Origin of the sequence: Nocardia lijiangensis NBRC 108240, assembly GCF_001613045.1 — a bacterium.
GTDB lineage: Bacteria > Actinomycetota > Actinomycetes > Mycobacteriales > Mycobacteriaceae > Nocardia > Nocardia lijiangensis.
In genome coordinates this window covers 153,362-176,029 of sequence record NZ_BDBP01000001.1, presented here as the reverse complement: position 1 = coordinate 176,029, position 22,668 = coordinate 153,362, and the positions used below count along the sequence as shown (strand labels likewise).

The 22,668-nt window shown below is 67.5% G+C and carries 23 protein-coding genes; 11 read left to right on the top strand and 12 right to left on the bottom strand.

All coding sequences use genetic code 11. From position 1 onward, the window contains the following. The first annotated feature begins 42 nt into the window (after window positions 1–42). From nrdH to nrdE, 3 genes are all read left to right on the top strand, one after another. Window positions 43–276 carry a glutaredoxin-like protein NrdH gene (gene nrdH / locus NL1_RS00765; RefSeq protein WP_067832823.1) on the top strand — a complete coding sequence of 78 codons (234 nt, stop codon included), beginning with the start codon at window positions 43–45 and terminating at the stop codon, window positions 274–276. A gap of 45 nt (window positions 277–321) precedes the next feature. Then, window positions 322–783 (top strand): class Ib ribonucleoside-diphosphate reductase assembly flavoprotein NrdI, encoded by a 462-nt coding sequence (nrdI, locus tag NL1_RS00760; RefSeq protein ID WP_067832820.1) that lies wholly within the window; start codon window positions 322–324, stop codon window positions 781–783. Window positions 784–848: 65 nt separating this feature from the next. Beyond that, on the top strand, window positions 849–2,930 hold the full coding sequence (gene nrdE / locus NL1_RS00755; RefSeq protein WP_245673030.1) for a class 1b ribonucleoside-diphosphate reductase subunit alpha: 2,082 nt from the start codon (window positions 849–851) through the stop codon (window positions 2,928–2,930). 178 nt (window positions 2,931–3,108) lie between these two features. Here nrdE and NL1_RS00750 read toward each other — a convergent pair whose 3' ends face one another. From NL1_RS00750 to NL1_RS00735, 4 genes are all read right to left on the bottom strand, one after another. Then, window positions 3,109–4,101, bottom strand: a complete 993-nt coding sequence (locus NL1_RS00750) for an LLM class F420-dependent oxidoreductase (RefSeq protein WP_067832814.1) — start codon at window positions 4,099–4,101, stop codon at window positions 3,109–3,111. Window positions 4,102–4,273: 172 nt separating this feature from the next. Continuing rightward, entirely contained in the window at window positions 4,274–4,579 is a 306-nt protein-coding gene (locus NL1_RS00745) for a hypothetical protein (RefSeq protein WP_245673025.1), read from the bottom strand. A gap of 48 nt (window positions 4,580–4,627) precedes the next feature. Continuing rightward, a complete protein-coding gene (locus NL1_RS00740; RefSeq protein ID WP_067832809.1) occupies window positions 4,628–5,086 on the bottom strand; it encodes a hypothetical protein in 459 nt (152 codons plus the stop codon). A gap of 69 nt (window positions 5,087–5,155) precedes the next feature. Continuing rightward, window positions 5,156–5,938 carry a response regulator gene (locus tag NL1_RS00735; protein ID WP_067832806.1) on the bottom strand — a complete coding sequence of 261 codons (783 nt, stop codon included), beginning with the start codon at window positions 5,936–5,938 and terminating at the stop codon, window positions 5,156–5,158. A gap of 171 nt (window positions 5,939–6,109) precedes the next feature. On the opposite strand from NL1_RS00735, the gene NL1_RS00730 reads away from it, so the two are divergent. The 3 genes from NL1_RS00730 (at window position 6,110) to mgtE (ending at window position 8,641) form a co-directional block, all read left to right on the top strand. Continuing rightward, window positions 6,110–6,322 (top strand): type II toxin-antitoxin system VapB family antitoxin, encoded by a 213-nt coding sequence (locus NL1_RS00730; RefSeq protein WP_067832804.1) that lies wholly within the window; start codon window positions 6,110–6,112, stop codon window positions 6,320–6,322. A 76-nt stretch (window positions 6,323–6,398) separates the two neighbouring features. Then, a complete protein-coding gene (locus NL1_RS00725; protein WP_156094584.1) occupies window positions 6,399–6,917 on the top strand; it encodes a hypothetical protein in 519 nt (172 codons plus the stop codon). A gap of 359 nt (window positions 6,918–7,276) precedes the next feature. Continuing rightward, window positions 7,277–8,641, top strand: a complete 1,365-nt coding sequence (gene mgtE, locus NL1_RS00720) for a magnesium transporter (protein WP_067832800.1) — start codon at window positions 7,277–7,279, stop codon at window positions 8,639–8,641. 3 nt (window positions 8,642–8,644) lie between these two features. Here mgtE and NL1_RS00715 read toward each other — a convergent pair whose 3' ends face one another. The 3 genes from NL1_RS00715 to NL1_RS00705 form a co-directional block, all read right to left on the bottom strand. After that, a complete protein-coding gene (locus NL1_RS00715; RefSeq protein WP_067832797.1) occupies window positions 8,645–9,574 on the bottom strand; it encodes a DUF3558 domain-containing protein in 930 nt (309 codons plus the stop codon). Between the two features lie 266 nt (window positions 9,575–9,840). Further along, window positions 9,841–10,821 (bottom strand): hypothetical protein, encoded by a 981-nt coding sequence (locus tag NL1_RS00710; protein WP_067832795.1) that lies wholly within the window; start codon window positions 10,819–10,821, stop codon window positions 9,841–9,843. A 116-nt stretch (window positions 10,822–10,937) separates the two neighbouring features. Beyond that, window positions 10,938–11,894: a hypothetical protein gene (locus NL1_RS00705; RefSeq protein WP_067832792.1), complete on the bottom strand. Its 957-nt coding sequence runs from the start codon at window positions 11,892–11,894 to the stop codon at window positions 10,938–10,940. 470 nt (window positions 11,895–12,364) lie between these two features. On the opposite strand from NL1_RS00705, the gene nrdF reads away from it, so the two are divergent. Next, window positions 12,365–13,327, top strand: coding sequence for a class 1b ribonucleoside-diphosphate reductase subunit beta (gene nrdF / locus NL1_RS00700; RefSeq protein ID WP_067832791.1), 963 nt, complete (start codon window positions 12,365–12,367; stop codon window positions 13,325–13,327). 89 nt (window positions 13,328–13,416) lie between these two features. Here the strand turns inward: nrdF and NL1_RS00695 are convergent, their stop codons facing one another. From NL1_RS00695 to NL1_RS00675, 5 genes are all read right to left on the bottom strand, one after another. Next, window positions 13,417–14,265, bottom strand: a complete 849-nt coding sequence (locus tag NL1_RS00695; RefSeq protein ID WP_245673029.1) for a dioxygenase family protein — start codon at window positions 14,263–14,265, stop codon at window positions 13,417–13,419. A 356-nt stretch (window positions 14,266–14,621) separates the two neighbouring features. Then, window positions 14,622–15,152, bottom strand: coding sequence for a GumC domain-containing protein (locus NL1_RS00690; RefSeq protein ID WP_067832786.1), 531 nt, complete (start codon window positions 15,150–15,152; stop codon window positions 14,622–14,624). Beyond that, window positions 15,149–15,466, bottom strand: a complete 318-nt coding sequence (locus NL1_RS00685; RefSeq protein ID WP_156094583.1) for a hypothetical protein — start codon at window positions 15,464–15,466, stop codon at window positions 15,149–15,151. The genes NL1_RS00690 and NL1_RS00685 overlap by 4 nt, the downstream gene beginning before the upstream one ends. Before the next feature lie 241 nt (window positions 15,467–15,707). Then, window positions 15,708–16,796 carry an ABC transporter substrate-binding protein gene (locus NL1_RS00680; RefSeq protein ID WP_067832975.1) on the bottom strand — a complete coding sequence of 363 codons (1,089 nt, stop codon included), beginning with the start codon at window positions 16,794–16,796 and terminating at the stop codon, window positions 15,708–15,710. A gap of 79 nt (window positions 16,797–16,875) precedes the next feature. Next, a complete protein-coding gene (locus tag NL1_RS00675) occupies window positions 16,876–17,673 on the bottom strand; it encodes a VOC family protein (protein WP_067832782.1) in 798 nt (265 codons plus the stop codon). A gap of 273 nt (window positions 17,674–17,946) precedes the next feature. Here NL1_RS00675 and ctaD point away from each other — a divergent pair, with 273 nt between their 5' ends. From ctaD to NL1_RS00655, 4 genes are all read left to right on the top strand, one after another. Then, on the top strand, window positions 17,947–19,689 hold the full coding sequence (gene ctaD, locus NL1_RS00670; protein ID WP_084510188.1) for an aa3-type cytochrome oxidase subunit I: 1,743 nt from the start codon (window positions 17,947–17,949) through the stop codon (window positions 19,687–19,689). A gap of 99 nt (window positions 19,690–19,788) precedes the next feature. Then, complete coding sequence (serB, locus tag NL1_RS00665; protein WP_156094586.1) at window positions 19,789–21,015, top strand: phosphoserine phosphatase SerB; 1,227 nt, start codon at window positions 19,789–19,791, stop codon at window positions 21,013–21,015. Window positions 21,016–21,133: 118 nt separating this feature from the next. Next, window positions 21,134–21,595, top strand: a complete 462-nt coding sequence (locus tag NL1_RS00660; protein ID WP_156094582.1) for a protease inhibitor I42 family protein — start codon at window positions 21,134–21,136, stop codon at window positions 21,593–21,595. Continuing rightward, on the top strand, window positions 21,596–22,372 hold the full coding sequence (locus NL1_RS00655) for an aminoacyl-tRNA hydrolase (RefSeq protein WP_067832775.1): 777 nt from the start codon (window positions 21,596–21,598) through the stop codon (window positions 22,370–22,372). Window positions 22,373–22,668: the final 296 nt, after the last annotated feature.

Sequence of the window (22,668 nt, the reverse complement as noted above, 5' to 3'; positions counted from 1 at the left end):
GGCCGCGACCACCGCGAATTAGGCACAGGAGAGAGGGACTCAATGACCATCACCGTGTACACCAAGCCCGCTTGCGTCCAGTGCAATGCCACCTACAAGGCCCTCGACAAGGCCGGGGTGGACTACGACGTCATCGACATCTCCGAGAACGACGAGGCGCGTGACTACGTCATGGCCCTCGGTTACCTGCAGGCTCCGGTCGTCGTCGCGGGCGAGAACCACTGGTCCGGCTTCCGCCCCGACCGCATCAAGGCCCTCGCTGTCGCAGCGGCCTGATCGGCGCCACATCTTCGGCGTTCATCCGATGGGAGAGGAGAAGCGATGTCCGACGGGACGGCGCTGGTCTACTTCTCCAGTGCCTCGGAGAACACACATCGTTTCGTCGAGAAGCTGGGACTCCCGGCGACTCGCATACCACTGCACACCGCCGATTCGCTGCGCGTCGACGAACCCTACGTGCTGATCGTCCCCACCTACGGGGGCGGTCGGCACGTTCTGGGTGGTAACCGGTCCGACAAGGATTTCGTGCCGCGGCAGGTCGCCAAGTTCCTCAACGATCCGCACAATCGCGCCCTGCTGCGCGGCGTCATCGCGGCGGGAAACACGAACTTCGGCGATACCTACTGCTTTGCGGGAGAGGTGATCTCGCGCAAGTGCGGGGTGCCGTACCTGTATCGCTTCGAACTCATGGGAACCGCTGAGGACGTCGAACGCGTCCGAGAGGGATTGGGATTGTTTTGGCAACAGCAACGACAGCGCCTGCCGGAAAGACAGCTCGCTTAGAGCAGCCCCCGGTGCGTGGCGCCGACGCCGCGGGCGAGGTACTCGACTACCACGCCCTCAACGCGATGCTGAACCTGTACGGACCGGACGGCAAGATCCAGTTCGACAAGGACCGCGAGGCCGCCCACCAGTACTTCCTGCAGCACGTCAACCAGAACACCGTCTTCTTCCACAACCTGGACGAGAAGCTGGACTACCTGGTCGACGAGAACTACTACGAGGCCGAGGTTCTCGAGCAGTACAGCAGGGCCTTCATCAAGAGCCTGTTCAAGCAGGCCTACGCGCACAAGTTCCGGTTCCCGACCTTCCTCGGCGCGTTCAAGTACTACACCTCGTACACGCTCAAGACCTTCGACGGCAAGCGCTACCTGGAGCGCTTCGAGGACCGCGTGTGCATGGTCGCGCTGACCCTGGCCGCCGGTGACGAGGTCCTGGCCCGCCAGCTGGTCGACGAGGTCATCGACGGACGTTTCCAGCCCGCCACCCCGACCTTCCTCAACTCGGGCAAGAAGCAGCGCGGCGAGCCGGTGTCCTGCTTCCTGCTGCGCATCGAGGACAACATGGAGTCCATCGGGCGCTCCATCAACTCGGCGCTGCAGCTGTCCAAGCGCGGCGGCGGTGTCGCCTTGCTGCTCAGCAACATTCGCGAGCACGGCGCGCCGATCAAGAAGATCGAGAACCAGAGCTCGGGCGTCATCCCGATCATGAAGCTGCTGGAGGACTCGTTCTCCTACGCCAACCAGCTCGGCGCGCGGCAGGGCGCCGGCGCGGTGTACCTGCACGCGCACCACCCGGACATCTACCGTTTCCTGGACACCAAGCGGGAGAACGCGGACGAGAAGATCCGCATCAAGACGCTCTCGCTCGGCGTGGTGATCCCCGACATCACCTTCGAGCTGGCGAAGAAGAACGAGGACATGTACCTCTTCTCGCCGTACGACGTGGAGCGCATCTACGGCAAGCCGTTCGCCGACATCGACGTCACCGAGAAGTACTACGAGATGGTCGACGACAAGCGGATCCGCAAGTCGAAGATCAAGGCGCGCGAGTTCTTCCAGACCATCGCCGAGCTGCAGTTCGAATCGGGCTACCCGTACATCATGTTCGAGGACACGGTGAACCGGGCCAACCCGATCGCGGGCAAGATCACCCACTCCAACCTGTGCTCGGAGATCCTGCAGGTCTCCACCCCGTCGGAGTTCAATGACGACCTGTCCTACGCGAAGGTCGGCAAGGACATCTCCTGCAACCTCGGTTCGCTGAACATCGCCAAGTCGATGGACTCGCCGGACTTCGCGCAGACGATCGAGGTGGCCATCCGCGCGCTCACCGCGGTGTCGGACCAGACGCACATCTACTCGGTGCCCTCGATCGAGCAGGGCAACAACGAGTCCCACGCGATCGGCCTCGGGCAGATGAACCTGCACGGGTACCTGGCCCGCGAGCGAATCCACTACGGATCCGAAGAGGGCATCGACTTCACCAACATCTACTTCTACACCGTGGTCTACCACGCGATCCGGGCGTCGAACCTGATCGCGAAGGAGCGCGGCAGCTACTTCGGCGGGTTCCCCGAATCGAAGTATGCCAGCGGCGAGTACTTCGACAAGTACACCGACCAGGCGTGGGAGCCGAAGACCGACCGGGTGCGGCAGCTGTTCGACGACGCGGGCGTGCACATCCCGACCCAGGACGACTGGCGTGAGCTGAAGGCCTCGGTCATGGAGCACGGCATCTACAACCAGAACCTGCAGGCGGTGCCGCCGACCGGCTCGATCTCCTACATCAACCACTCCACCAGCTCGATCCACCCGGTGGCGTCGAAGATCGAGATCCGCAAGGAAGGCAAGATCGGGCGCGTCTACTACCCGGCGCCCTACATGGACAACGACAACCTCGAGTACTACGAGGACGCCTACGAGATCGGCTACGAGAAGATCATCGACACCTACGCCGCGGCCACCCAGCACGTGGACCAGGGCCTGTCGCTGACCCTCTTCTTCAAGGACACGGCCACCACCCGCGACCTGAACAAGGCGCAGATCTACGCCTGGCGCAAGGGCATCAAGACGCTGTACTACATCCGGCTGCGCCAGATGGCGCTGGAAGGTACCGAAGTAGACGGCTGCGTAAGCTGCATGCTCTAGTTTTCGGCAGCGCCTGCGGCGCTGCGTGTTCGCGGCCTTTTATGTCTCGCGGCCGAGCGATCGAGACTCGCGCCTTCGGCGCATGCGCTTCGATCGCTCGGCCGCGAGACGGCCGCGAACGTCGCTCGTCGAGCTCGCTCCCATGTGGTCGAGTGGGAGCGGGAGTTGCGGTGGCGAATCAGGACAGGGCGGGGATGACCTCGCGTTCGAACAGTTCGATGCCCGAGGTGTCGTAGGCGGCCTCGGGGAAGTTGAGGATCGTGTAGCCGAGGCCGAGATCGCGGACCTTGGACAGGTTTTCGACGATCTGCTCCGGCGTGCCGACGGCGGCGGTGCCGCGGAACAGGTCGTCGATCTGCTTTGCGGCCTGCTCGGCGCCGACGAACGGGGCCAGCCGATCACGCAGGGCGGCCAGACGGTCTTCGACCTCGGCCTCGGTGGCGCCGATCGCGACGTTGAAGTTCGACGAGCGCACGATGGCGTCGAAATCGGTGCCCACCTCGGCGCAGTGCCCGCGCAGGATCTCCGACTTGCGCGCGAACTCGTCGGGATTACCGCTGAAGTTGGTGTAGTCCGCGTACTTCGCCGCGATGCGCAGGGTCTTCTGCTCGCCGCCGCCCGCGATCCACAGCGGAATTCCGCCCTCCTGCAACGGAAGTGGACGGACGATCGCACCGTCGACCTGGTAGTGCTTGCCGTCCAGGGTGGCCTTGCCTTCGGTCCACGCCTGCCGGAAGATCTGCACGCCCTCGTCGAGGCGGCCGAGGCGCACGCCGGCGGAGGGGAAGCCGTAGCCGTAGGCGCGCCACTCGTGCTCGTACCAGCCGCCGCCGATGCCCATCTCGACCCGGCCGCCCGAGATCACGTCCACCGTCGCGGCGACCTTCGCCAGGTAGGCCGGATTGCGGTAGCTGATGGCGGTACACATCTGGCCGAGCCGCACCCGCGAGGTGCTCGCCGCGAACGCCGACATCAGCGTCCACGCCTCGTGCGTGGCCTCCTCGGTGGGCACCGGGACCGTGTGGAAGTGGTCGTACACCCAGATCGACTCCCACGCGTCGTTCGCGTCGGCGCGCTGCGCCAGGTCCCGCATCACCTCCCACTGCGCGGCGGGCTCGATCCCCACCAGATCCAGCCGCCAGCCCTGCGGGACGAACAATCCGAAGCGCACAGACTTCTCCTTCGCATATCCGAGCGAGACCTGTCCCGGCCATCCTGCCGCGAACTCGCCCCACCCTGCCCAGTCTTCCCCCCGAGGACAACCATTCCACGCTCCGCGCGCCGAATAGGCGACCGGCAAGCGTCAGCCCAGGAACCGCAAGGAAAACAGCACGGTTGCGAAGTCAGTCGGTCTGCTTGGGATGGCCGGCGCGGGCCAGCACCACCCAGACGATGCGTTGCTCTGGGTCGGGGCAGTACCAGATCCGGCCGCCCGCCGTGACTTCGTATTGCCACTGTTCCAGTGTCCGACCGGCGATCACGCGCGTGCCGAAGGTATCGCGAAGCCGGTGTTGGCGGGCCGGGTTCTCGGGTGCCAGCGGCCGCTCGGTGAGGACGATCCACGCCTCCCACGTGTTGGATCGCGCCGTGCGGCACAGGTCTTCCCACCCCTTGGCCGCCTCCGATGTGGCAAACCGTGCCTCCCACATCCCGGGTCGTGCGGGCGGCGCGACTCGGTCACCTCGTTTCGGCGCCATTCATTCCCCCACCGGCTCGGACACCGGGCCGAAATCGTCGTCCAGCGGTCCGGAAAGCGTGCGGGCGAGCGAGGGGTCGGCGTAAACCGCTGCGGTGCTGCGCCATTCGTGCACAGTTCGCTCCAGCACCGACCATTCGCCGAGTTCGGCCGAGGCCTGGAAGGCGCGCGCGAAATCGGCGACGAAGCGGCCCTGCGCGTGCTCGGGAAGCACATCCACCCAGGGGAACTCGTCGATGAGCGCTCGTGCGGCGACATCGTGGGGCAGGTGCACCAGCACGTTGCGCAGGGCGCGAGCGGCGGTGATCGACCCTTCCGACTCCGATTGCGCACGGTCCTCGCGGATCAGCAGCAGCGGGGCTCCGTCGCGGCGGCGGACGCGGACGGCTCCCTGATCGGCGAGCTGCGCCACCTGCTTGGGGTCGCGCTGTAGCTCGCTCCACTGCACCTCGGTAACCATGAAACTATTCTGAATTTTTTCAGAAGTTGGCGCAAGTGCCGGGAAGCGCGTGGCGGGCCGGGGTGCGCTCTACCGGGGGAGGAGGCCGAGGGTGGCGAGTTCGCCGGTGAGGTCGGTGGGGGAGGAGGTGACGGAGCGGGCGCCTGCGGCGAGGGCTCGGTCGCTGTTGTCACCGCAGGCGGTGTGGGCGCTGGTGAAGACGACGATGGGGGTGGTGAGGCCGCGGGCGCGGACGGTTTCAGTGAGGCGCAGGCCCGCGTCGGGCACGGCGGTGCCGTTTTCGGTGCGGCTCATGTCGGTGAGGATCGCAGCGTAGCGGCGGGTGGACAGCAGGTCGGTGGCGGCAACGGTGGTGAGGGCGGTGTCGACGCGAATTCCGTTGCGTTCCAACCGATCGATGAGAAACGCGTTGTTGGAGGGGTGGTCGTCCACCCACAGGATCGCGCTTGCGGCAGGTGATTCCGGAAGGGAGCGCGGCGGCGGGGCCGCGCCGAAGGCCGGGCCGGGGTCCACGGGACTGCCGACGTCCGCCGCGGCGCCGGATCGGGTGTCGTCCCCGACGCCGGGCAGGCCGTCGACCTGACTCACGCCGGGGCCGGGCGCACGTTCGGCGGTGAGCTGATCGACCTGTTCGCGCAGTCTGCGGACCTGGACCTGCAGATCCTCGATCATGTTCTCCTGCTGCTCGCTGACCTGCTTCATGTCCAGCTCTTGCCCGCCGATGCGCAATGTGAACTGCCTGCGCGCCGCCGAACTGATCACCCGCGCCAACGGGCCGCGAAACATACACAGCGCGGCCGCCGCAAGCAACGGCCACAGCAGCGCCGCGACAGCATCGATCGTCTCGTTCACAGCTCCCCCTTGTGACGTGTCCCCAACGAGCGCAACGTTTTTCGCCAGAACCCCGCCCGACTATAGGGTGCCCCCGCATCCCTCACAACCCGGACCACGGCGAATACCACTGTCCACGGCACGGGAATTCGGCCTACGATTCGAAGAGGGGCCGATTTGTGGGAGGTGCGCATGTCGCAGACATCGATCGATGTGGATGATGCCGCCCTGGCAGTGGTTGGTGTGCTGCTCGGTACGACGAACACCGAGGACACGGTGAACGCGGCACTGCACGAGGTGATCGCGCAACGCAAGCGACTGGCGATGCTGGAGCGGATGATGGTCCGTTCCCGCGAGAAGGTCGACCAGGCACCGGACCCGTGGCGCAAGGCCGCCTCCTGGTAACCGAAAACGTGGGAAAGCCCAGCGCTGGAACGAAATTCGGTGGCCGGGCTGCTCGGCCGAGGTCATGCTTGGTGCGATGAACAACGAACGACAGTATCGACTCGGCGTGGACTTCGGCCGGGTCATTCAGGGGGCTGCGCTGCCCTCCGGCGACGCCGACACCGTCTTCCTCGGCGGCGGCGACGCGGACGCCATGCGAACTCCGCCGAGCCCCAACGCTTTCGAGGTGCTCGCGCGATTGGTCACGCTGTTCGAGCGGCGCGCCTGGATCATCTCCAAATGTGGTCCGCGCGTGGAACAGCGCACCCAGCGATGGCTCGACCACCACGATTTCTACGAGCGGACCGGAATCCCGCGCGGCAACCTCCGCTTCTGCCGGGAACGCTCCGACAAGGCGATTCACTGCGCCGAACTCGGCATCACGCACATGATCGACGACCGTCTGGAAGTGCATCGTGCGCTGCGCGGTCTGGTGCCGCATCTGTACCTTTTCGGCGTGCAATCCGAACCGATCCCGGAATGGGTCGAACACGTGCCGACCTGGGCGGAAACGGAACCGGCCGTGGTGTCCTCGCTCACGCCTCCACCTCGCTGACGCTCGGCTCCGGCGTGCGCGAGGCGCGCTGGCACATGGTTCGCTCACTTCGTTCGCTCACGCCGCGACCCGCGGAAGGGTGACGACACGCCGCTCGCCGTGAAACATGGGGTTGAAACATGTATCCTTCACGAGGACGCATTCGCGTTCGAATTCTGTTGACCAGGTAGACGGCGCGCGACCGGTCGGTCGCGGCGGGGACGATCAGGAGGTGGGTTGCCATGCGCAGTGAACCTCCCAGTCGAAGGCCGCGCGGCGCCGCCCCTTCGCATACCTGGTAGGTCTGCGTCGCCCGGGTGGGCGCCTCGCGGTGTGAAACTTCGTGCACTTTTCACCCCACGCTGTGCTGAGGACCTCCCATGTCGCAGACCGATCTCATCGAAGCACGCCCGGTTCCGACCGAGTCCCTGCTGGACTTCGTCGCCGAGCACCGTGTCGACGCCGCACTCGACTGGCTCGACAAGCACCCGCCGCACTTCATCGCCGACCAGCTGGCCCGGATGGACGCCGTCCAAGCGGGCATGGCCTTCCGGCTGCTGGACAAGGATCTGGCGCTGGCCGTGTTCGAGGAACTCGAGCCGGTCGACCAGCAGCAAATCCTGCAGGGCCTGCGCGACCAGAGCTTCCGCGAACTGGTCGAGGGCATGGCCCCGGACGACCGCGCGCGCATGCTGCGCGAAGCGCCCGCCAAGGTCGCCAAGAAGGTGCTGGCCGGCCTGAGCCCGCGGGAGCGGCGGATGACCGCCGCGCTGCTCGGCTATCCCGAAGGCTCCGCGGGCCAGTACATGACGCCCGAGGTGGTCGCGCTGCCGCGCAACCTGACCGTCGCGGCGGCGCTGGCCACCGTGCGCGCCAAAGGCACTGGCGCGGAGACCGTGTACACGCTGCCCGTCGTCGACTCGGGCCGCAGGCTCACCGGCGTCGTCGAGTTGCGCGAACTGGTGCTGGCCGGGCCCGACACCATGGTGTCGGAGCTGGTCGTCACCGAGCCCGCGTTCGCCCGCGCGACCGACTCCGCGGAGAAGGCCGCCCGGTTGATGCGCGAGACCAACGACATCAACCTGCCGGTGGTGGACAGCGAGGACCGCCTCGTCGGCCTGCTCACCATCGACGACGCGGTCGAGGTCATCGAGGCCGCCGACAGCGAGGACGTCGCCCGCCAGGCCGGTTCCGCGCCGTGGGAGGGCCACTACATGGCCGCCGGGGTCTTCCAGCTGGCCCGCTACCGCGCGCTGTGGCTGATGCTGTTGCTCCTCGCGGCGACGCTCACGGTGAGTGTCACCGATTTCTTCGAAGGCACCCTGCAGCAGGCCGCGCATCTCGCGCTGTTCATCCCGTTGCTGATCGGCGCGGGTGGCAACGCTGGCGCCCAAGCCGCCACGGCCTGTGTGCGTGCGCTCGCCGTCGGCGAGGTGCGGGTCTCGGACCTGCTCCAGGTGATCTGGCGCGAATGCCGGGTCGGGCTGGTGCTCGGATCCCTTTTGGCCAGTGCGGGATTGGTGATCGGCGGGCTGTTCGTCGGTCCGCGCATCGCGGTGGTTGTCGCGATCACCCTGGTGCTGATCTGCGCCTGGGCCGCGACCATCGGCGGCACCATGCCGCTGCTCGCCAAGAAGCTGCGCATCGACCCGGCGGTGGTGTCGGCGCCGATGGTGACGACGCTGGTGGACGCCACCGGGCTGATCATCTACTTCACGACGGCAAAGCTGGTCCTCGGAATCTGACCGCTACCGCTCGGGGAACAGGGCGAGCACCTGGGCCGCGACCTCAGCGGCCACCTCGTCGGACGCCGCGGTGACCTCGACGACAGGTACCCGAGGACCGTGGGCGGTGCTTCCCGGTGGCAGTGCGGGGCCGACTTGGGCGGTGAAGATCGGAATGGTGTTGTCGTAGACCGAGACCGAGCGACGGACGGGGCGGCCATCGATGCGCACCTCGGTGCCCTGCTGAGCGAGGTAGTCGGGAATCCGGTACTCGTAGCCGACGGTGACGACTTCGTCCCGATAGCGGAACCGGCACGCGGTCAGGCGCGCTTCGCCGGTATCGGTGGTGCCGGACAGCCGGGTACGCACCGCGCAGGGGTCGGCGCCGAGCAGGACGGTGCGCACGGTGTCGGGTGACGTGCCCTGGACCGGCCCCGCCCGCCACCGGTCCAGCATCCCGGGAATGAGCCGCTCGGCGAGCGCGCAGGGATCGCTCGCCGTGACGCCGAAATAGAGGGCGGCGCCTGCCGGAAATCGGCTGGTTGTCCCGCACGCTTGCGCCGGTCCGGTCTCGCGGTCGGGGACGACGCGCACGCTCACATCACCGATCTGCTCGGTCGGGTCGATCTGCTCGGCCAGCAGCGTCGGTGACCAGTACGCCTTGACGACGTCCGCCTCCCCGTTTCGATCGACCTCGGCGGTGCACGAGTACAGGTCGGTCGTCACCGTGCGCACTTGGCCCAGGTCGGCCAGGACGTCGCGGGGGATCAGCGCGCACACGTCGATCTGACGGGCGCCGTTGGCGACCTCCTGCCGTTGCTGTTCGGTGTGCGCGGGCTGCGACCAGAATTCCGGGGAGTGCGCGGGCCGGACGGTGGGGGCTTCGTCGCTCGAACCGCCGCAGCCCGCCACGGCGAGCAGCGTGGCGGCGGTCAGGACGAGTGTGCGGTGCATCGGAGCCTCCGTCCGAGATGGCCGTCCTAGATCGAGTCTGCCGCCGGAGCAATCTTTGCGCAAACATCTCGTTGTTGCCTGACAAGGCAAACACCTGACTCGTCACGTCCTGGACGACCTCGCCGGTGTCCGCGAGGACGTCGACGGTGGGCGGGCCGATGGTGACGACGCTGGTGGACGCCACCGGGCCGATCATCTACTCCACGACAGCGAAGCTGGTTCTGGGAATCTGAGAAACGTTGCACCGCAACGTTTTCGGCTCCCGATCACGGAAACATCGGCAACAACCGCTGCAGTACGTCGTGGGCGGCCTCGGGCTTGCCCACCGCGGAGACGACGGGGATGCGGTTCGGCAGCGCCGGACCGGTCACGGCGGGGCGCAGCGGAGGACCGACCGGGGCCGTGTAGACCCGGGTCTCTCCGGCCGTCGCGACCTCGTGCACGGGGCGCGGGCCGACCATGAACGCGGGCTCGCCGGGGCCCGCGGGGCTGGCGTCCTGATACTCGTAGCTGATCACGACGGTGCTGCCGCGTTGGGTGACCTCGCACTTGTGCAGCTGCTGTTCGCCCGCGGGCACGGAGATGCCGAGAGCGGGCGCGACCGCGCACGGGTCGTGTCCGGTGAGCATGCTGCGGGCCGTGACCGGAGAGGTGCCGTGCGGTGGCTCGATACGCCACTCCGCCAATGCCGTGCGCACCAGCGAACGGGCCACCGCGCACGGCTCGCTGCCGATCGGGCTGTGTACGTCGAGCCAGAATTCGGCCGTGGCGGGGAAGCGCGCTTCGGCGTAGCAGGTGTGATTGCCCTGCTCGCGGATCTGCTCGTCGGTCATGAGGTTCCGGTCGTCGAGCAGTGAGACGGTGACGTCACCCAGCTGCTCGATCGTCGCGTCCCTGTCCTCCCACGGAATGCTCGTCGGGGGCGCCACCACGTGCCACAGCAAGGTCGTCCCCTGGCCCGGCTCGGCGGAACCGACGATCGCCTTGCAGGTGGACGGCTGCGTATTGTCCACGGACACCACCGCCCCGAACTCACCGAGCTTCCGATTCGGCAGCAGCGCACACGGGTCGATGTTGCGCGCCCTGCGCAGCATCTCCAGCCGCTGCCCGTCGGTCTGCGGCGCGGTGGACCAGAATCCGCCTGTCGCGGCCGAGTCCGTGGTCGCGGCGGAATCGGACGCCGGTGCGTTCTGGCAGCCCGCTGCGGTCAGCGCCAGTGCGGCCACGAGCAGTAGTCGACGCAGCATGAGTCCCCCTTCGTCACAACGGATCCGCGTGGGTACGGCTCGGCTCCCGCGAACTGTCGCCGCCGAGTGTGCCCTATCGCCGCGATGTGGCAAAACGGAGCGAATGCCGGGTGGCGTCACGCGGCAGGGAACAACGCGACCGCGCGGCGCAGGACCTCTTCCACTACCGCGGCGTCCCGGCCGAACACGTTGACGACCGGAAGGTTCGGTCCGAGGAACGACTCGGGTTTGGGCGACGGCACGACAGGTCCCACTATCGCGTTGTACGAAGCGAAATCGGTGGCGTCCGGATCGCCGTACCCGGGATGCCCGTTGATGGTGAAGATCGGCTCGCCCTCGACGACCAGCTTCTCCTGTTCGTAGGTGTACTCGACCTCGATGTCGTCGTCGCGGTAGCGGAAGGAGCACCGCCATCCCCTCTGTTCCGTCACCGTCGTGGTGACGCCGAGGTCGTTCGCCACGGCGCAGGGGTCGCGGCCGAGCAGGACGGTCCCGGGGGTGTCGGGCGAGGTGCCGTGCGCGGGTTCTTTGTCGAGCTGGGCGAACAAGGTCGGCAGAACCGCCTCGCCGACCGGGCACGGCTCGGTGCCCAGCGGGGTCGTGACGAAGAGCATCACGGCTGCGGTCGACGGGAAGCTCGCGCTCACGGTGCAATTGCGCTGTACGAGCTTGCCTTGGTGGTCCGGGTTGGCGTCGAGATCGCTGACGGTGCCGACCGTGATGGCGCCGATCTTCGTCGTCCGACCGCTCTCGTGCGGTGTGATACCACCGGGGGCGACGAACAGCGACCAGCTCAGGTCGGTTCCTTTTCCGGATTCGGTCGAACCCATCTGCGCTTCGCACCAGTCGGGCTCGCGGACGTCCACCCAGATCACGGTGTCGATCTTCGCCAGTTCGATGCGCGGGACGAGCGCGCACGGATCGATCGCGCGGACCTTGCGCAGCACTTCCCAGCGCTGATCATCGGTCTGCGGCGCGGTGGACCAGTATCCGCTGGAACCGGCAGGCGCGGTCGGTAGATCGTCCTGACAGGCCGTGACGCCCAGCAAGACGAGTACGGCGGCAACAGCCATGGTGAATCTGCGCAAAACAGCGAACCCCCTCCGTCGGCGCGCCGAATGCGACGTGCCGGTCGGTGCAGGAGTCTGCCCGCTCGCCGCGCTCGCCGCAAACGGCCTCGATGCGTTCTGCACCGCGGACGGATCGGTGGGGCGGTCCATGTCGGTCGGCGGCGTGCGGGCCGGCAAACGGTCGCCGACGAGCCGACCACTGTCCCTCCCGCGGGCGGCGCCGCCCGCTAACTGCTGGCGATGGCTAACTGCTGGCGATCGATCGGCGCTGGTCCGGTACCCGTGCGGTCGCGCGCGAGGCTGTGCCGCACAATAGGTGCCGCACGCGGTGGTCCCACGGCGAACGATCGTCCGTGACGTGCGCCGCAGTGACACAAGGTGTTGTGCTGCATGGAGTTCTGAGCCACTAGGAGTAGTGTTCGGTAGTAGGAACTCCGTGACGGCAGCGTGCTCGGGAAAGGTGTGGAGGCAGGATGAAACTGATCGATCGGGTGTCGGCCATCAACTGGAATCGGGTGCCCGACGAGAAGGATGCCGAAGTCTGGGACCGGCTGACCGGCAACTTCTGGCTGCCAGAGAAGGTCCCGGTGTCCAACGACATCCCCTCGTGGAACACGCTGACCGCCGACGAGAAGCAGCTGACCATGCGGGTCTTCACCGGCCTGACCCTGCTGGACACCATCCAGGGCACCGTCGGCGCGGTGAGCCTGATCCCGGACGCGCTGACCCCGCACGAGGAGGCGGTGCTCACCAACATCGCGTTCATGGAGTCGGTGCACGCGAAGAGCTACAGCTCCATCTTCTCCACGCTGTGCTCCACCAAGGAGATCGACGAGGCCTTCCGCTGGTCCGAGGAGAACCGGAACCTGCAGCGCAAGGCCGAGATCGTGCTGGCCTACTACAACGGTGACGACCCGCTCAAGCGCAAGGTGGCCTCCACCCTGCTGGAGAGCTTCCTGTTCTACTCCGGCTTCTACCTGCCGATGCACTGGTCCTCGCGCGCCAAGCTGACCAACACCGCCGACATGATCCGCCTGATCATTCGTGACGAGGCCGTGCACGGCTACTACATCGGCTACAAGTACCAGAAGGGCCTCGAGCTGGTCTCCCAGGCCGAGCGCGAGGAGCTGAAGAACTACACCTTCGAGCTGCTCTTCGAGCTCTACGACAACGAGGTCGAATACACCCAGGACCTCTACGACGAGGTCGGCCTCACCGAGGACGTCAAGAAGTTCCTGCGCTACAACGCCAACAAGGCGCTGATGAACCTCGGCTACGAAGGGCTGTTCCCGAAGGACGAGACCGACGTGAATCCGGCCATTCTCTCGGCCCTTTCGCCGAACGCGGACGAGAACCACGACTTCTTCTCGGGCTCCGGTTCGTCGTATGTGATCGGCAAGGCGGTCAACACCGAGGACGAGGACTGGGAGTTCTGAGCGTCCACGCGTGACCCGGGGCCCCGCCGATGCGGGGCCCCGCGTCGTTTCCAGGTTCGCGCGGCTCAGCTGGTTTCCGAGCTCGCGGCTCAGCGGCCGGGCGGCGGACCGCCGGGTCGGCCACCGGGCGGCGGGCCGAAACCGCCTCCGGGGGAAGCGTTCTCGGATTTCGCGGCGACGCCGATGGTGAGTGCGACCGTGAGGCCGGAGGCGGGTGTTCCGGTGACGGTGGCCAACTCGGCATCCCAGCCGTCGCCGAACACGTTGTCCGAGGCGAGCGAGACGCCGGACATGTTGCCGATGCTCTGGGCGTAGCCGGAGTCGTGCGCGAAGACGGCCTCGCACGCGTCCTGGGGGAGGGCGATCTGCGAGGTGAGGCGGGCGTTGCTGCCCGCGACCGCGGTCTCCAGCGAGTCGTAGACCTCGAAGTGGATGTGCGGCCAGCGGCCCGAGTAGCAGGCCGGGAAGATCGAGGTGAAGGTCACCGTTCCGGTCGAGTCGGCGACCTGAACGCCGCGCAGATAATTCTGGTCGGTGACGCCCGGGCTGTAGAGCGAGTACGCGCCGGACCGATCGCAGTGCCAGACGTAGACGGCCATGCCGGAGCCCGCGGCGCCGTTCTTCGTGAGATCTTGCAGCGAGAGCTTCAGCGTCATCGGAACACCCTCCGCGACACCGGAATACGAGCCGAAGCTGGTGGTGACGTCGGAGCGGACCACGCCGGACTCGATGAGGACGTTGGGTCCGTTCGAGCCGTCGCCCGGGTACGGGCCTGCCGTCTCCTGCGGCGCCGCGCCCACCGCGCCAGTGGTGCTGGCGGCCGCGCTCGTCGTACTCGTTGTGCTCGATGTGCCGGTCTGCGCCGCCGTCGCGCAGGCACTCGCGGCCGTCGCCGCCCCCGCGATCCCGAGAAAGGTCAGCGCCCGTTGCCGCGACATGACCCGCAGGTCGTGCGCCAGACCGAGATCGTGCTCGTGCACCTCACCATTCCTATCCACCACGCTTCTCCTCTGCTCGTTCGTCGACAGCGAAGGTATGGGGCGGTGCTCGGACAGCCCTGGGACATCGCTGGGAGTCCGCTGTGAGCAGCGGATTTCCCGGCTCTGCGTGAGCGCTCCGTCCGGCGGGAGCCCGTGTCGGGGATACCGACGGTGACCGTGATCGGCGACGACCAGCAGGTTGTCGAGGAGGTTGTCGCGGCGGTTCTCGCGCAGTTCGGCTGACGGATGCGAACTGCTCCGCCCAAGCCCGCCGCCGCGAATTTCGCGACGGCGGGGTCGCTCTTTCGACGGATCTACCGCCTGCCCTCCCGCAGTAACTGCAGAATCTGGCCGACACCGACGTTCAAGGTGGCAACCTCGGTCTTGAGCTCGGCGACGTCGGATTTCAGCTCGGCGACATCGGCTTTGAGGATCCGCACGTCGGTCTCGAGCGCGCTGACCTTGGCCTTCACCACCGCCATATCGGTCTTGAGTATCGCGACGTCCGTCTTGAGTGTGGCGACGTCGGCCTCCAGCGTGCCGACTCTCCCCTTGAGCTCGCTGACATCCGACTTCAGCGAGCCGATCTCCTCCGACATCTCGCGACGGAAGCTCTTCATCTCGACGTCCGCCGAGATGAGCCGAGAGATCACCGAACGCTTCTCGACGTCGCCGATGTCACCGCGAAGATTGGTCACCGCCCTGTGCGCGGCGAGGACGTTCGTATTGATCGTTGCCAACTTCGAGTTGAACTCGGTCACCATGACAGTATCGCGGATGATCTGAACGCTCTGCCAGCGTTCGAGCGCGACCAGCCGGCCTTCGACGTTGTTCCCGTACGTCATGCCCGATCGTGTTCCTTCTGGGTGAGCAGGTGGACCAGCCTGCCGACCTCGGAACTCAGTGTGGTGAGGGTGGATTCGACCGTGTCGAGTCGCCGAATCACCTGACCGTGGCTCTCCGTCAGCGCCGCGACGTTCTTGTCGGCCCCCTCTTGACTCTCCTGTACCAGCACCATCCGGGAGTCGGCGTGCTCGACTGCTATCTCGAGTCGCTGGAGCAATCGGCTCCACGACTCGAGTTCGAGCTGCCTCCTGACCTCGATCCAGTCCTCCATTCGGGTGATGCGCCGGTCCAGAGATCCTCCGCATTCGCTCATCGTCGACTACTCCTCCCGCGTAGTTGTTGCTCGAAAACGTGTTCGGAGATTAGTCGCGGACGGCTGGCTTATGCCATCGGGAAAAGCGGCACGCCCGGTCATCGCCAGCGTGTCGCGTGTGAACCGAATTCGTGTCGTGGACTTGGGGATTCGCGCGCAAGAGGTGGACGAATGCCCAGTGCGAACGGTCAGGGGCCGCCGAAGGTGTTGTGGCAGGCGGACCCGAGGGTTGGCCGTGTCCTCAGTCGGTGACGTACCCGTTGAGCGTCTTCTGCAGATCGATGAGCAGTGCGCGGGCGGCGGTGAGTCCGTCTCCGTGCCAGACGCTGTCCTCGACGGCGAAGACGCGGTGGTCGCTCGCGGCGCTGAGCTCCTTCCACTCGTCGCCGCGCATCACCTGCTCGCCCTGCTCCTTCCCGGATGCACCGGCCAGGACGACATAGATGATGTCCCCTTCGGCTCGGGTGTCGAAATCCTCAGGGGCGACGTCGAAGGAGGCGCTGCGCTGAGCGGTGGGCCGCTGGACGCCCGCATCGGCCAGGACCTGGCCCGCGAAGCTGTCGGAGCCCTGGACCTGGACGGCGTCGCCGGTGAAGCGAACGACCGACGCCTGACTCTGATTGGCGGCGATCACGGCCCCGGTGCCCGCGGCCTCGGCGCGGTAGTTCGCCAGCGCCGTGGTCGCCGCGCCGCGCCGGTCGAGACCCGCGGCGAAGGCACTGAACTCGGCCTGCCAGCCGCTGGGCGCGCCGACGAGCACGGTCGGCGCGATGGCCTTCAGCGCGTCGAAAGTGGCCGCGCCCGAGGGTTGTTCGCCGATGATGACGTCGGGGCGCAGTTCCGCGATCTTGGCGAGGTCGGGCGCCGCGGCGGTGCCGACGCTCGGGATCTTCAGCACGCCGGTGCCGAGGAAGTCGGGCTGCGGACGCTCGCCGTCCACGGTCACCGCGCCGACGACGCGCTCCCACAGGCCGAGCGCACAGGTGGCGTCGAGCGCGGAGGTGCTCAGCACGACGATGCGCTGCGGATCGGCGGGCACCTCGGAGACTCCGGCGGCGTGGGTGACGCTGTGCGTTCCCGAGGGCTGATCGGGTGCGCTGGGCAGGGCGCAGGCCCGCGTCGTGTCGCGCTCCAGGCCGATGACGCCCGCGCCGGCGATGTTGGTGGTGGTGCGGATGATCGAACTCGCGTCGTCGGTCTGGCTACCGCAGCCGACCAGCAGGGCGGCGCAGACGGCCGCGACGGCGACTGTGCCGTTACGGATGACGACAGCGCCGTAACGGGTGGCGACAACGCGATTTCGGGTGCGATCGAGGGCGCTCACCGGCATGCCGGAGAGGGTACAGGCGTCCGGCGCCGCCACCGAGGCGCGGGTGGCGGCCCGCGCGTCGGTGAACGAACTCGCTACCTCAGGCGACGTCGCCGCCGAGATGGAAGATCGCGCCGGTCGGATCGGCGACGGTGGCCATCCGTCCGTACGGGGTGTCCTGGGCCTCCGACACGATCTTGCCGCCGAGTGCGACCGCTTGTGCGACCGCCTTGTCCACGTCGTCGGCGCCGAAGTACACGCTCCAGCCCGCAGGCGCGCCCGCGGGCAGGAAGTCCGAGGCGTCCATCACACCGCCGAGCATCGGGCTGGTCGCGTGGATGGTGGTGTAGCGGAAGTCCGGTGCGCCGGGCATCTCGAAGGTGTCGGACCAGCCGAGCACGTCGCGATAGAACGCAAGAGACGCCTCATAAGTTCTGGTGTGCAGCTCGAACCAGGACGGCGCGCCCGCGTGATTGCGCCACTGGCCGCCCTCGACGATGGCCTCGGTCTCGAGTCCGCCGAACGTGCCCGCCTGCCAGATTCCGAAGGCCGCGCCGCCCGGATCGGCGAGCACCGCCATCACGCCCAGATCGCCCACGTCCATCGGCTCCGCGAGCACGGACCCGCCGTGCGCGGTCGCGGCCGCTGCGGTGGTCCTGGCGTCCGGTGCGGACAGGTAGACGGTCCACCGATCCGGTCCGGTGTCGCCGTCGTCCATCCGGCCCATCCCGCCCGCGACGGCCTTGCCGTCCTTACGGAAGGTGAGGTAGCCGCCGAATTCCGCGCCTGCGCGGTCGACGGTCCAGCCGAACAGCTCGCCGTAGAAGGCGATGCTGCGTTCGGGATCGGCGGTGTAGAGGTCGACCCAGACGGGGTCGCCCGGCTTCGGGGTGGTCATGAGCGGTCTCCTCGCAGGTGACGAACGGTTGTCATGGATAAAGACGCCCGCCGCGCCGGGAACTCATCGGCGTGCCACACGGGATATCGGGAGATGGACGCCGGATGACCGGTGACCAACGAAATACGACGCAGAGTAGGACCCGTGCTGTCCGCCGTGACGGCACCGTTTACGATCTCAGGAGCGCAAGCGAACTGTCCGCTGTCTCGGGAACGGGATGAAGGCGAGCAGCGGAGCTCGCGGAGCGACCTAAAGGCATCTTCAGGAGGATCAGTGACTGCGGTAGAGCCCAGACCAGTCCCTCAGTTGGAAGCGACTCGACCGTATCCGGCTCGGACCGGACCCAAGGGTTCTTTCCTCTACAAGATGGTCACCACCACGGACCCCAAGGTGCTCGGCACCATGTACCTGGTGACGGCGATCAGCTTCTTCATGGTCGGCGGTCTGATGGCGCTGCTGATGCGTGCCGAGCTGGCGCGCCCCGGCCTGCAGTTCCTCTCCCCGGAACAGTTCAACCAGCTGTTCACCATGCACGGCACGATCATGCTGCTGTTCTACGCGACCGCGATCGTGTTCGGCTTCGCCAACATCGTCCTGCCGCTGCAGATCGGCGCCCCTGACGTCGCCTTCCCGCGCCTGAACGCCTTCAGCTACTGGCTGTACCTGTTCGGCGGCTCGATGGCGACCGCGGGCTTCATCACCCCGGGCGGCGCGGCCGACTTCGGCTGGACCGCCTACGTCCCGCTGACCGACATCCTGCACTCGCCCGGCGTCGGCACCGACCTGTGGATCCTCGGCCTCGCCGTCTCGGGTCTCGGCACCATCCTCGGTGGCGTGAACATGCTGACCACCGTGGTCTGCCTCCGCGCGCCCGGCATGACCATGTTCCGGATGCCGATCTTCACCTGGAACATCGCCGTCACCAGCGTCCTGGTCCTGCTCGCCTTCCCGCTGCTCACCGCGGCGCTGTTCGGCCTGGCCTACGACCGCCACCTCGGCGGGCACATCTACGACCCGGCCACCGGCGGCATCCTGCTCTACCAGCACCTGTTCTGGTTCTTCGGTCACCCCGAGGTCTACATCATCGCGCTGCCGTTCTTCGGCATCGTCTCGGAGATCTTCCCGGTGTTCAGCCGCAAGCCGATCTTCGGTTACACCACCCTGGTGTACGCGACCCTCGGCATTGCCGCGCTGTCCATCGCGGTGTGGGCGCACCACATGTACGCGACCGGCGCCGTGCTGCTGCCGTACTTCTCGTTCATGACCTTCCTCATCGCGGTGCCCACCGGCGTGAAGTTCTTCAACTGGATCGGCACGATGTGGCGCGGTCAGCTGACCTTCGAGTCGCCGATGCTGTGGTCGATCGGCTTCCTCGTGACCTTCCTCTTCGGTGGTCTGTCGGGTGTCATCCTGGCCTCGCCGCCGATGGACTTCCACGTGTCCGACACCTACTTCGTGGTCGCGCACTTCCACTACGTGCTCTTCGGCACCATCGTGTTCGCCACCTTCGCGGGCATCTACTTCTGGTTCCCGAAGATGACCGGCCGCATGGTCGACGAGCGCCTGGCCAAGTGGCACTTCTGGGCCACCTTCGTCGGCTTCCACACCACGTTCCTCGTGCAGCACTGGCTGGGTAACGAGGGCATGCCGCGCCGGTACGCCGACTACCTGCCCTCGGACGGCTTCACCGCGCTGAACACCATCTCCACGATCGGCGCGTTCGTCCTCGGCGCCTCGATGCTGCCGTTCCTCTGGAACGTCTTCAAGAGCTACCGCTACGGCGAGGTCGTGACGGTGGACGACCCGTGGGGCTACGGCAACTCGCTGGAGTGGGCCACCACCTGCCCGCCGCCACGGCACAACTTCTACGAGCTGCCGCGCATCCGTTCCGAGCGTCCCGCGTTCGAGCTGCACTACCCGCACATGGTGGAGCGCATGCGCGCCGAGGCGCACGTGGGCTGGGGCTCCGGCAAGCACGCCACCGCCGTCCACGAGGGCGAGCTGGCAAAGCACTAGCATGCAACACGACGAATGTGCACCCGTTGGTCTCAGCGGGTGCACACTCGTTTGATGAGGAAGTAACGCCCCCGAACCGGGCACACAGACTTGGAGCGCATCGACTTGGCCGACACCACCGTTCTCGTCACTGTCACCGGACCCGACCGGCCCGGTGTGACGTCCGTGCTGCTCGCGGCGATGTCGCGGCACCAGGTGAGCCTGCTGGATGTGGAGCAGGTCGTCATCCGCGGCCGGCTCACCCTCGGTGTGCTGGTCACCTGCCCGAACGATCCCGAAGAGCTCCAGGACGAGCTCGAGGAGGCGATGAACACCGTCGGCATGACCGTCGACGTGGAGGTGGACGCCGCGATCGGGCGGGCGCCGATATCCACACACGCGGTGGTCATTCTCGGCGCGCCGGTCACCGCGCGGGCGTTCAGCGAGGTGTCGCGTCAGCTCGCGGCGCTCGGCGCAAACATCGACACCATCCGCGGCATCGCCGACTATCCGGTCACCGGCATGGAGCTGCTGGTCTCGGCGACCGACACGGGCGCGGACACCGACTCCAGGCTGCGCACGGCGCTGGCCGAGGTGGCGGTCGCCGAAGAGGTCGACGTGGCGGTGGAGCGGGCCGGTCTGGCGCGGCGGGCCAAGCGGCTCATCGTGTTCGACGTCGACTCGACCTTGATCCAGGGCGAGGTCATCGAGATGCTGGCCGCGCACGCCGGCGTGGAGGAGCAGGTCCGCCAGGTCACCGAGGCGGCCATGCGCGGCGAGATCGACTTCGCCGAATCGCTACGCCAGCGCGTCGCGACCCTGGAGGGTCTGGACGAATCGGTCATCGAGGAGGTGGCCGACCGGATCGAGCTGACCCCTGGCGCGCGCACCACCATCCGCACGCTGCGCCGCATCGGCTTCCGCTGCGGCGTGGTGTCCGGTGGCTTCCGCCAGGTCATCGAGCCGCTCGCGCACGAACTCGAACTCGACTTCGTGCAGGCGAACACGCTCGAGATCAAGGACGGCAAGCTGACCGGCCGCGTCGTCGGCGACATCGTCGACCGCGCCGCCAAGGCGACCGCGCTGCGCAAGTTCGCCGCCGAGGCCGGGGTGCCGATGGAGCAGACCGTCGCGGTCGGTGACGGCGCCAACGACATTGACATGCTCAACGCCGCCGGGCTCGGCGTCGCCTTCAATGCCAAGCCCGCGCTGCGCGAGGTCGCCGACACGGCGCTGTCGCACCCCTACCTGGACGCGGTCCTGTTCATCCTCGGCGTCACCCGGCACGAGGTGGAGGCCGCCGACGCGCGCGACGGGCTGATGCGCCGGGTGCCGCTGATCCAGTAGTCCGCGCGGCGCAACGTTTTTCGCGGTAGCAGTGTCGCTCCGGCCGGGCGCGGACTGCATTCGGCGGCGCCGATTAGGCTGAGCGCGGAGAGTGTTCATTCGGCGATCGGAGGATCCGGTGCGGAAGTCCCTGGTTGTGTTGCTGCTCGGAGTCATGGTCGCCGCGTGCGGGACCGACGACGGTCACGAGGGACACCCGCCCGCCACGTCCACGAACGCCGAGCCGACCGGGAATGTCGAACCTTCGGGAGATGCCGTGGACGTGACCGAGGCGGACAACGGGCAGAACCGCTCGCTACGCACCGGGCAGCAGTTGATCGTGACGCTGGCCGCCAACCCGTCGACCGGGTACGGCTGGCGGCTCGCTGCCTTGGACCAGAACGTGCTGCGGCCCGAGGGCGAGCCGGATTTCCGCCCGGATCCCGACCGGCCGATCGCACCCGGCTCCGGCGGCAGCGCGGTGTGGACTTTCGTCGGGAATGCCGCGGGCGTCACCGAGCTTGCACTGGAGTACGCGCGCCCGTGGGAGCACGGTGTCGAGCCCGCGCAGAAATTCAGGTTGAGGGTCGAGGTGGAGTGAATGAGCAGCCCGGACAGCGGCACCGTGGACGAATTGTCCACGGGGGAGGAGGGATTCCGCATCCGGCACGCGGAACTCGCGCTCGGCTACGGTGGCGCGGGCGATCCCGACGACCCCGACCAGGTACAGGCCATGCAGATGGTGCTGCACCTGCCGAAGGCGGATCCGCCGCCGCGCAGCGCGTTGCTCGCCGCCGCGGCGGCGTCGGCGGTCGCGCTGTGCCTGGACGAGCGGGTCGGCCCGGACGGACCGTGGGCGCAGCGGTATCTCGCGTGGAAGCGCTCCCGCATCCGCAAGGTGGCGCGGCGCGCCCGCGGCGCGCAGTGGCTGGCGGCGGGCGAAGTCGACGGTGTCACCGTGGAGATCGGCGGCGCGCAGGCGCGAGCCTTCGTGCCGAGCGCGGTCGGCGAGGTGGACCCGCGGATCAAGAAGCTCCAGATCGGCGGCACCGATCTCGAACACGACGATCCCGGCCCGCCGGACCCGACTCTGCCTGTGCTGTGGGTGAATTCGAAGCTGGGCATGACCCTGGGCAAGAGCGCTGCGCAGGTCGGCCATGCCAGCATGCTGCTCGCCGCCGCGTTGCGTCCCGAGGACGCCTACCGGTGGGCGCAGCGCGAATTTCATTGCGCGGTACGCGAAGCCGACCCGGCGCAGTGGCAGACTTGGACCGACCAGGTGGCGGCGGGCGGCGCGGTGGCCGTGCGCGACGCCGGTTTCACCGAGATTGCTCCGGGTTCGCTGACGGTGATCGCGGTGCCGCCCGAATCCTGGTGAGCCGCTCCGCGGAAGGACCGGAACCGCCGATCGGACGGCATCCAGCCCGGCGCGCAGGTGTGGGCGGTGGGTATTTGGGTATCAGTGACGGAACAGAGCCGCACCCCGACGTCTCCGGAGGATGTCATGACGACGCTGCTGTTGATTCTCGCCGGATGGGTGCTGCTGTCGCTGCCGCTGGCATTGATCGTCGCCAGGATGTTCCGCCCGATCGGTGGGCCGCCGTCGGCTCGACCGCGTTCCGCACGGGCCAGGCGGCGAGCCGCGGCCGCCCGCTCGACCGGCCGGAGGACCCG

Bases quoted from the DNA above. Each gene is read 5' to 3' on its own strand.
- nrdH (WP_067832823.1), top strand. From the start codon at position 43: ATGACCATCACCGTGTACACCAAGCCCGCTTGCGTCCAGTGCAATGCC.
- nrdI (WP_067832820.1), top strand. From the start codon at position 322: ATGTCCGACGGGACGGCGCTGGTCTACTTCTCCAGTGCCTCGGAGAAC.
- nrdE (WP_245673030.1), top strand. From the start codon at position 849: ATGCTGAACCTGTACGGACCGGACGGCAAGATCCAGTTCGACAAGGAC.
- NL1_RS00745 (WP_245673025.1), bottom strand. From the start codon at position 4,579: ATGTGGGAGGCACGGTTTGCCACATCGGAGGCGGCCAAGGGGTGGGAA.
- NL1_RS00740 (WP_067832809.1), bottom strand. From the start codon at position 5,086: ATGGTTACCGAGGTGCAGTGGAGCGAGCTACAGCGCGACCCCAAGCAG.
- NL1_RS00730 (WP_067832804.1), top strand. From the start codon at position 6,110: ATGTCGCAGACATCGATCGATGTGGATGATGCCGCCCTGGCAGTGGTT.
- NL1_RS00725 (WP_156094584.1), top strand. From the start codon at position 6,399: ATGAACAACGAACGACAGTATCGACTCGGCGTGGACTTCGGCCGGGTC.
- mgtE (WP_067832800.1), top strand. From the start codon at position 7,277: ATGTCGCAGACCGATCTCATCGAAGCACGCCCGGTTCCGACCGAGTCC.
- NL1_RS00715 (WP_067832797.1), bottom strand. From the start codon at position 9,574: ATGCACCGCACACTCGTCCTGACCGCCGCCACGCTGCTCGCCGTGGCG.
- NL1_RS00710 (WP_067832795.1), bottom strand. From the start codon at position 10,821: ATGCTGCGTCGACTACTGCTCGTGGCCGCACTGGCGCTGACCGCAGCG.
- NL1_RS00705 (WP_067832792.1), bottom strand. From the start codon at position 11,894: ATGGCTGTTGCCGCCGTACTCGTCTTGCTGGGCGTCACGGCCTGTCAG.
- nrdF (WP_067832791.1), top strand. From the start codon at position 12,365: ATGAAACTGATCGATCGGGTGTCGGCCATCAACTGGAATCGGGTGCCC.
- NL1_RS00695 (WP_245673029.1), bottom strand. From the start codon at position 14,265: ATGTCGCGGCAACGGGCGCTGACCTTTCTCGGGATCGCGGGGGCGGCG.
- NL1_RS00690 (WP_067832786.1), bottom strand. From the start codon at position 15,152: ATGACGTACGGGAACAACGTCGAAGGCCGGCTGGTCGCGCTCGAACGC.
- NL1_RS00685 (WP_156094583.1), bottom strand. From the start codon at position 15,466: ATGAGCGAATGCGGAGGATCTCTGGACCGGCGCATCACCCGAATGGAG.
- NL1_RS00680 (WP_067832975.1), bottom strand. From the start codon at position 16,796: ATGCCGGTGAGCGCCCTCGATCGCACCCGAAATCGCGTTGTCGCCACC.
- NL1_RS00675 (WP_067832782.1), bottom strand. From the start codon at position 17,673: ATGACCACCCCGAAGCCGGGCGACCCCGTCTGGGTCGACCTCTACACC.
- NL1_RS00655 (WP_067832775.1), top strand. From the start codon at position 21,596: ATGAGCAGCCCGGACAGCGGCACCGTGGACGAATTGTCCACGGGGGAG.